The organism is Cellulomonas sp. IC4_254, assembly GCF_011603975.1.
GTDB lineage: Bacteria > Actinomycetota > Actinomycetes > Actinomycetales > Cellulomonadaceae > Cellulomonas.
The window spans coordinates 1-7,619 of record NZ_JAANNB010000188.1; the positions used below are offsets into that span (position 1 = coordinate 1).

General features: G+C 78.0%; 5 protein-coding genes and 1 pseudogene. 4 read left to right on the forward strand and 2 right to left on the reverse strand.

Annotated elements, in window-relative coordinates:
* The coding region (locus tag G6556_RS15495) for an MFS transporter (protein ID WP_166943349.1) at window positions 1-837 on the reverse strand (837 nt) is incomplete at its 3' end.
* Between the two features lie 51 nt (window positions 838-888).
* Window positions 889-2,256 (reverse strand): allophanate hydrolase, encoded by a 1,368-nt coding sequence (locus tag G6556_RS15500; protein WP_166943352.1) that lies wholly within the window; start codon window positions 2,254-2,256, stop codon window positions 889-891.
* Between G6556_RS15500 and G6556_RS15505 the strand changes: the two are divergent.
* The 4 genes and pseudogenes from G6556_RS15505 to G6556_RS15520 form a co-directional block, all read left to right on the forward strand.
* A pseudogene (locus tag G6556_RS15505) lies at window positions 2,224-3,129 on the forward strand (iron ABC transporter permease); the annotation flags it as partial. The gene G6556_RS15500 and the pseudogene G6556_RS15505 sit on opposite strands and share 33 nt — an antisense overlap.
* On the forward strand, window positions 3,126-3,926 hold the full coding sequence (locus tag G6556_RS15510) for a heme ABC transporter ATP-binding protein (RefSeq protein WP_346774935.1): 801 nt from the start codon (window positions 3,126-3,128) through the stop codon (window positions 3,924-3,926). The pseudogene G6556_RS15505 and the gene G6556_RS15510, both read left to right, overlap by 4 nt.
* Window positions 3,923-4,804 (forward strand): hypothetical protein, encoded by an 882-nt coding sequence (locus G6556_RS15515; RefSeq protein WP_166943355.1) that lies wholly within the window; start codon window positions 3,923-3,925, stop codon window positions 4,802-4,804. Before G6556_RS15510 ends, G6556_RS15515 begins: the two co-directional genes overlap by 4 nt.
* A gap of 74 nt (window positions 4,805-4,878) precedes the next feature.
* On the forward strand, window positions 4,879-7,566 hold the full coding sequence (locus G6556_RS15520) for an HtaA domain-containing protein (RefSeq protein WP_166943358.1): 2,688 nt from the start codon (window positions 4,879-4,881) through the stop codon (window positions 7,564-7,566).
* Window positions 7,567-7,619: the final 53 nt, after the last annotated feature.

Sequence of the window (7,619 nt, forward strand, 5' to 3'; positions counted from 1 at the left end):
CGCCACCCCGTACGCCAGGAGCACCGCGCTCAGCAGCGCGCCGGTCAGCCCGCCCAGGTCGGTCAGCAGCGGTGACGAGTAGGTCTGCACCATCAGGGCCGAGGCCGTCTCCAGCATCGAGACGACCAGCACGACGGCGACCAGTCCGGGCAGCGCGGGCCCGGCACCGGGCGGCGGGGCGTCGGCGACCGGCCCGGCGACCGGCACCGCGGCAGCGGCTTCGGTGGCTCCAGCCGGCTTCGGTGCCTCTGACGTCCGAACTCGGCTGGAGGCACCGAACCCGGCGTCCGCGGCGGCCGGCGAGCCGGCGGCGCGCGGGACGCGCACGAGCAGCAGCACGCTCGCCAGCGCGACCAGGGCCAGCCCGGCCACGAGTGCGTACACGCCGCGGTAGCCCAGCGCCGGACCCAGCAGGTTCCCGGCGGGTGCGCCCAGCACGGTGGCCGTCGTGAGCCCGCCGAACACGGTGGCCACGGCGCGCCCGCGCCGGCCCGGGGGCGCGAGCCGCGCCGCCAGCACGGTGGCCGTCGGGGTGAACCCGCCCGCCGCGACCGCGGACAGCCCGCGCAGGACCGCCACCTGCTCGTACGTCGTCGCGAACGCGGTCCCGCCGGTGGCGAGCGCGAACAGGCCGAGCGCGACCGTCATGAGCACGCGCCGCGGCACCCGCCCGACGACGAGCGTCAGCAGCGGCGTGGACACCGCGTACGTGAACCCGTAGACGCTGACCAGGGCGCCGACCTGGCTGACGGAGACGCCGAGCTCGGTGGACACGCTGGGCACGAGCCCGGCCATGACGTACGAGCCGAACCCGATGGCGAACGTCCCGGTGGCCATCGGCCACAGCCGGGGACCCCGGACCCGCGACGGTCGGCCCGGTGCGGACCGTCACGCCCGCACCGGGTCCGCCGCGCGGGCCGCGCGGGCCGCGCGCGTCGCCCCGGCGCTCGCCCCCGCCGCGAGCCCGCCGACCGCCGCCGCGCCGTCGGCCGCGGCCGACCCGGGTGCGCCGTCCAGCACCTCCCAGGCCCGCGGCCCCGCGACGGCCAGCAGTCGCCCCGCCAGGTCGAGCGCCGCGCCGTCCGCGGACCCGCGGGTCAGCACGGACACGCCGACCCGCTCGCCGGGCACGCCGGCGTCGACCGGCACTGCGACGGCCGCGTAGCCGAACAGGTTGCAGAAGTTGGTGTAGGTCCCGAGCCGGGAGTTCACCGCGACCGGCTCCGCGGCCACCTCGGACAGCGTCGGGTGGTGTGTCGTGGTGGGCAGCAGCAGCGCGTCCGCGCCGGCCAGCTCCGCCTCGGCGACGACCCGCAGCTCGGCGAGCGTGACCAGGTCGGCGGCGTACCGGTGCGCGGGGAGCGCGCCGGCCGCGGTGATGATCCGGGCGACGACGGGGTCCAGGCCCTCGGGCGCTGCGTCGACCAGCGCCCCGACGGCGGCGTACCGCTCGGCGACGAACGCGCCGTCGTACAGCAGGCGAGCCGCGCCCAGGAACGGCGTGAGGTCGACCTCGCGCAGCGTCCACCCGACGGCGTGCAGCGAGGCGACGGTGGCGTCGAACGCCGACCGCCACAGCGGGTCGAGTGCCGCCAGGTCGTCGGCGCGCGGCACCGCGAGCACCGGGGCGTCCGGCGCCGGCGCCGCGACGTCGGCCGGCACGGGCCGGGCCGCCAGCGCGTCCACCCCGTCGGGCCCGGCCATCAGTCCGACCGCGAGGGCGGCCAGCGGCAGCGAGCGAGCGAACATTCCGACGCAGTCGAGCGACCGGCACGCGGGCAGCACGCCGGTGGTGGGCACCAGCCCGGGCGTCGGCTTCACGCCGACGATGCCCTGGAGCGCAGCGGGCACCCGGTTCGACCCGGCGGTGTCCGTGCCGAGCGCGAGGTCGACGATGCCGAGCGCGACCGCGACGGCCGACCCGGACGACGACCCGCCGGAGATGCGGTCGGGGTGGTCCGCCGACCGCACGGCGCCGTAGGGGCTGCGGGTGCCGACCAGCCCGGTCGCGAACTGGTCGAGGTTCGTCTTGCCGAGCACCACGGCGCCGGCGGCGCGCAGCCGGGCGACGGCCGTCGCGTCGGCGGCCGGGGTCCACGCGACGCCGGGGCAGCCCGCGGTCGTCGGCAGCCCGGCGACGTCGATGTTGTCCTTGACCGCCACCAGGCGGCCGAGCAGCGGCAGCTCCTCGCCCGCCGCCGCCCGCTCGGCCTGCGCGCGGACGTCGGCCTCGACGTCGGCCCGCTGCCGAGCCACCCGAACGGCGACGCCGCCCTGTGGACGATCCGGTTCCCGCGCGTCGTCATGGCGGTCCTCGCCGGGGCGGCGCTCGCCACGGCCGGCGCCGTCATGCAGGGCGTGTTCGGCAACCCGCTGGCCGACCCCGGCGTCGTCGGGGTGTCGTCGGGCGCGGCGCTCGCGGCCTGCGCCGGCATCGTGCTCGGGCTGAACTTCCTCGGCGCGTTCACCTCGGCGGCGCTCGCCTTCGTCGGCGGCCTGGTCACCACCCTGGTCGTCTACCTGCTCGCGCGCTCCGGCGGCCGCACCGAGGTGGTCACGCTCGTGCTCACCGGTGTCGCCGTGAACGCCGTCGCCGGCGCCGGGATCGCGTTCCTCACCTTCCTCGCCGACACCCAGGCGCGGGAGCAGATCGTGTTCTGGCAGCTCGGCTCGCTGAACGGGACCCGCTGGCAGTACGTCGCCGTGGTGGCGCCGTTCGTCGCGGTCGGGCTGCTCGTGGCGGTGCTGGTCGCGCGACGGCTGGACCTGCTCGCGCTCGGGGAGCGCGCCGCACGGCACGTCGGCGTCGACGTCGAGCGGCTGCGGGTGGTCAGCATCGTCGCGGTCGCGCTGCTCACGGCGGCCGCGGTGGCGTTCTGCGGGATCATCGCGTTCGTCGGCCTGGTGGTGCCGCACCTGATCCGGATGGTCGTCGGCCCCGGGCACCGGGTGCTGGTGCCGCTGAGCGCGCTCGGCGGGGCGGTGCTGCTGCTCGCCGCCGACCTCGTCGCGCGGACCGCGGTCGCGTACGCGGACCTGCCGATCGGCATGCTGACCGCGCTGGTCGGCGGGCCGTTCTTCTTCTGGCTCATCCGGCGCACCCGCCGCCAGGCCGGGGGCTGGGCGTGACCCCGGCGGTCGACCTCCGCGCGGCCGGGTACGACGTCGACGGGGTCACGCTGCTCGACGGGGTGGACCTGCGGGTCGAGACCGGGGAGCTGCTCGCGGTCGTCGGCCCGAACGGCGCCGGGAAGTCGACGCTCCTCGGGCTGCTCGCCGGCGACCTGCCCCCGACCCGGGGCTCCGTGACCTCCGAGGGCACCCCGGTCGAGCGGCTGCGTCCCGCCGACCTGGCCCGCCGCCGCGCGGTGCTGCTGCAGGAGCACCGGCTGAGCTTCCCGTTCGCGGTCGCCGAGGTCGTGCGGATGGGCCGCGCGCCCTGGCGCGGCACCGCCGCCGAGGACGACGACGACCGCCGGGTGGCCGAGGCCGCCGCCGCGGCGGACGTGCTGCACCTCGCCGACCGCCGGTTCCCCACGCTGTCCGGCGGCGAGAAGGCGCGGACCGCCTACGCCCGGGCGCGCGCCCAGGCGACGCCGGTGCTGCTGCTCGACGAGCCGACCGCGGCGCTCGACCTGCGGCACCAGGAGATGCTGCTCGGCCAGGCGCGCGACCTCGCCCGCGCAGGCCACGCCGTCGTCGCCGTCCTGCACGACCTCAGCCTCGCCGGCGCCTACGCCGACCGCGTCCTGCTGCTCGGCGACGGCCGGGTGCGGGGCCTCGGCGCGCCGGCCGAGGTGCTGCGCCCCGACCTGCTCGGCGCCGTCTACCGGCACCCGGTCGAGGTCCTCGTCCACCCCCGCACGGGCGACCTGCTCGTGCTGCCCGACCGCACCGCACGCACCACCCCGGAGGACCCCCGATGACCCCGACGCCGCTGCGCGCCCTCGCGGCCGCCGCGCTGACCGCCGCCGCCACCCTCGGCCTCGCCGGCCCCGCCGCGGCCGCACCCCAGGTCGTCGTCACCGGCGAGGGTGGCCAGGCGGTCGCCGCGCCGGACGCGCCCACGAGCGTGCAGGTGTCCGGCACCGGGTTCCAGTCGGTCCCCGGCGGGTTCGGCGGCGTCTACGTGCTGTTCGGCTGGGTCGACCCGGCGATCGGCGACGGCTGGCGGCCGTCGGCCGGGGGCGTCTCGGGCACCCAGTACCGGTACGCGGTCGACGTCCAGGGCCAGGAGAACGCGGGCTACCAGCGGTTCGTCGCGTTCCCGGGCTCCACGACCGCGGTCGAGGCCAACGGCGGCGTGCTCGCCGAGGACGGGTCGTGGTCGACCGACCTGACGATCCCGGGCGCGACGCTCGCCGCGCTGGACGCCGACGGCGGCACGGTCGAGGTCGACTGCCGGGTCGTGACGTGCGGCGTGATCACCATCGGCGCGCACGGGGTGGCGAACGCGAACAACGAGTCGTTCACGCCGGTGACGTTCGCGGGCGCGGCGCCCGCCGCGGGCACCGAAGCGGCCGGCGAGCCGGGGGCGGAGGACGCGGCCGGGCCGACGTCCGCCGCCGCGCCCGACCCGACCGCCGCGGCCACCGCCGTCGCGGCACCGGCCGACGCCGACGCAGGGGGCGGCTCGGGCGCCGCGCCGTGGGTCGTGGCCGGGTCCGCCGCCGCGGCAGCCGCCGGTACCGCGGTCGCGGGGGTGGCGGCCGCGCGCGTGGCCCGACGCCGTCGGCAGGCGGAGGTCGCCGCGGGCACGACGGGCACGACCCCGGCCGCCGCGCCGGGCGACCAGCAGCACTGACCGAGGAGGACCGCGGCCCGTCGGGGGGCGCGGCCCGCACGATCGCCCGGGTTCCCGGGCCGGAGAGGGAGACGATGCACCGAGGAACGAGGACCCGCGCCTGGCGCGCGGTGACCGGCGCGCTGGTCGCGCTGGTGGTGGGCGCGGGATCCGCGCTCGTGGCGACGCCTGCCGTGGCGGCACCCGCGCCGACGCTCACGGTCTCGCAGACGACCGGCCTGGACCCGGCCGGCGCGACGATCACCGTCACCGGCCAGGACTTCGACCCCGCGTTCACGCAGGGCCCGATGACCGCCGGCCTGTACGTGCAGATCGGCTGGCTGGCGAGCACCTGGCGCCCGTCGGAGGGGGCGCCCGCCTCCGCCCGCACGAACGCCTACCGGGTCGCGGTCGAGGACACCCCGACCGGCGGCGAGTACGTGCAGTGGACGAAGGGCGACGACGGCCTCGCCGACTTCACCTGGACCGTGACGATCACGCAGGCGGCGCTCGACGCCGTGGCGATCGACGGCGGGCAGCTCGCGGTGTTCACCGTCGGCGGCAAGGGCGTGGTGCAGGCGGGCAACGAGGTCGCCGTGCCGATCGCGTTCGCCGCGCCCGAGACGGAGGAGCCGGGCACGGAGGAGCCGGGGACCGGGGAGCCGGGCACCGGGGAGCCGGGCACCGGGGAGCCCGGGACCGAGGAGCCGGGCACCGGGGAGCCGGGGACCGGGGAGCCGGGCACGCCGGCCGAGCCGACGCTGACGGTCTCGCCGACGACGGCCCTGGACCCCGAGGGCGCGACCTTGACGATCACCGGCTCCGGCTACGACACCAGCGCGCTCGGCCAGTACGGCCCGAACGCGGGGCAGCCGGCGGGGTTCTACGCCCAGGTCGGCTGGCTGGCGAGCACCTGGCGGCCGTCCGAGGGTGCGCCCTCGTCAGCCCGCACCAACGCCTACTCCGCGTGGGTGCAGGGCGTGAGCGGGACGAGCCCCTACCTGAAGTGGAGCCTCGCGGCCGACGGCACCGCCGGCTTCACCTGGACCGTGACGGTCGACAAGGAGACGCTGGACGCCAAGGCGCTCGCGGGCGGCACGCTGGCGGTGTTCACGACGGGCGCCGGCGGCACCACGCAGGCGACCAACGAGCGCGCCGTCCCGATCGCGTTCGCGGCGGCGGGTGGCGAGACGCCCGGGACGCCCGGCGGCGGCGACGGCGGCCAGACCCCGGGCACGCCCGGCACCCCCGGCGGCGGCGGGACCACCCCGGCCTGCGTCGCGATCACCGGCGGCACCTTCTCCTGGGGCGTGCGCGAGTCGTTCCGCTCCTACATCACCAGCCCGATCGCGAACGGCGCCATCAGCACCACCGGCGTGACCGGCACCGGCCCGTGGACCTGGTCCGCCGGCACCGGCCAGGTCGACGCGGCCGGGCTGGCGACCGCGGCGTGGTCCGGCGGCGTCCGGTTCACCGGCCACGACGGTGCCCTCGACCTCACGTTCGCGAGCCCCGAGGTCCGGGTCACCGGCGCCACCACGGCCTCCCTGCTGATGTCGGTGTCCTCCGGCACGGCGGCGGCCACGCGCGTCGAGGTCGCGACGCTCGACCTGTCCGGCGGCACCGCGGCGTCCACCGCCACGACGATCGCCTGGTCCGGCGTCCCGGCGACGCTGACCGCCGCGGGCAGCACGGCGTTCGCCGGGTTCTACCCGGCGGGCGCGCCGCTCGACCCGGTGTCGTTCAGCCTGCCGCTGGGTGCGGCCACGGACTGCGGCACGCCGACGGTCCCGACCACCCCGACGGTCCCGACGACGCCGACCCTGCCCGGCGGCGACGCCGGCCCGGCACCGGTGCGCGAGATCCAGGGCCTGACCGCGTCCGGCGCGGTCACCGCGGGCGGCGAGCTCACCCTGACCGCGAACGGGTTCGGCGCGGGCGAGGCCGGCATCCGCCTCGAGCTGCACTCCGACCCCGTGCTGCTGGCCACGCTCACCGCCGACGCCTCCGGCACGGTCGCGGCGACGGTCACCATCCCGGCGTCCACCCCCGCCGGCGCGCACACGCTCGTGCTGATCGGCGCGGGCCAGACGGTCCAGTTCCCGATCACCGTGCAGGCCGCGGCGCCGACGTGCGTGGCCCGGGCCGTGTCCGGGGCGTCGTTCACCTGGGGCGTGCGGGACTCGTTCCGCAGCTACGTCACCGGCCCGATCGCGAGCGGCTCGATCAGCGCCTCGGGCGTCTCCGGCTCCGGCCCGTGGACCTGGTCCGGCGGCACCGGCCGGTACAACCCCGCCGGCCACGTCGGCTCGGCCTCCTGGTCGGGCGGCGTGCAGTTCACCGGGCACGCCGGCCAGCTGGACCTGACGTTCTCGAACCCCGCCGTCCGGGTCACGAGCGCGTCGTCCGCGACGCTCACGATGACGGTGGCGAGCCCGTCCGGCTCGTCGCGCGTGGCGATCGCGACGCTGGACCTGTCCGCGGGCTCGGCCTCCTCCGGTGCGTCGCAGGTGGCGTGGTCCGGGGTCCCGGCGACGCTGACCCAGGCCGGCGCCACGGTGTTCCAGGGGTTCTACGCCGCGGGCACGGCGCTCGACCCGGTGTCGTTCACGCTGCCGCTCGGCGCGCAGGTCGAGTGCGACGCCGCGTCCGGCAGCCTCGCCGCCACGGGCGCCGAGCCCGGCGACGCGATCGGCTACGCCGTCGCGCTGCTGCTGTTCGGCACGCTCCTCACGGCGGCGGCGTACCGTCGTCGGCAGCGACCGGCCGCGGCCGCGGCCTGACGAGGCGGGGCGGCCCGCACCGGTCGCCCCGCCCACCCGCGGCACGGTGTCGC

Excerpts from the sequence above, each read along its gene's own strand:
- G6556_RS15515 (WP_166943355.1), top strand. The coding sequence starts at position 3,923 with ATGACCCCGACGCCGCTGCGCGCCCTCGCGGCCGCCGCGCTGACCGCC.
- G6556_RS15520 (WP_166943358.1), top strand. The coding sequence starts at position 4,879 with ATGCACCGAGGAACGAGGACCCGCGCCTGGCGCGCGGTGACCGGCGCG.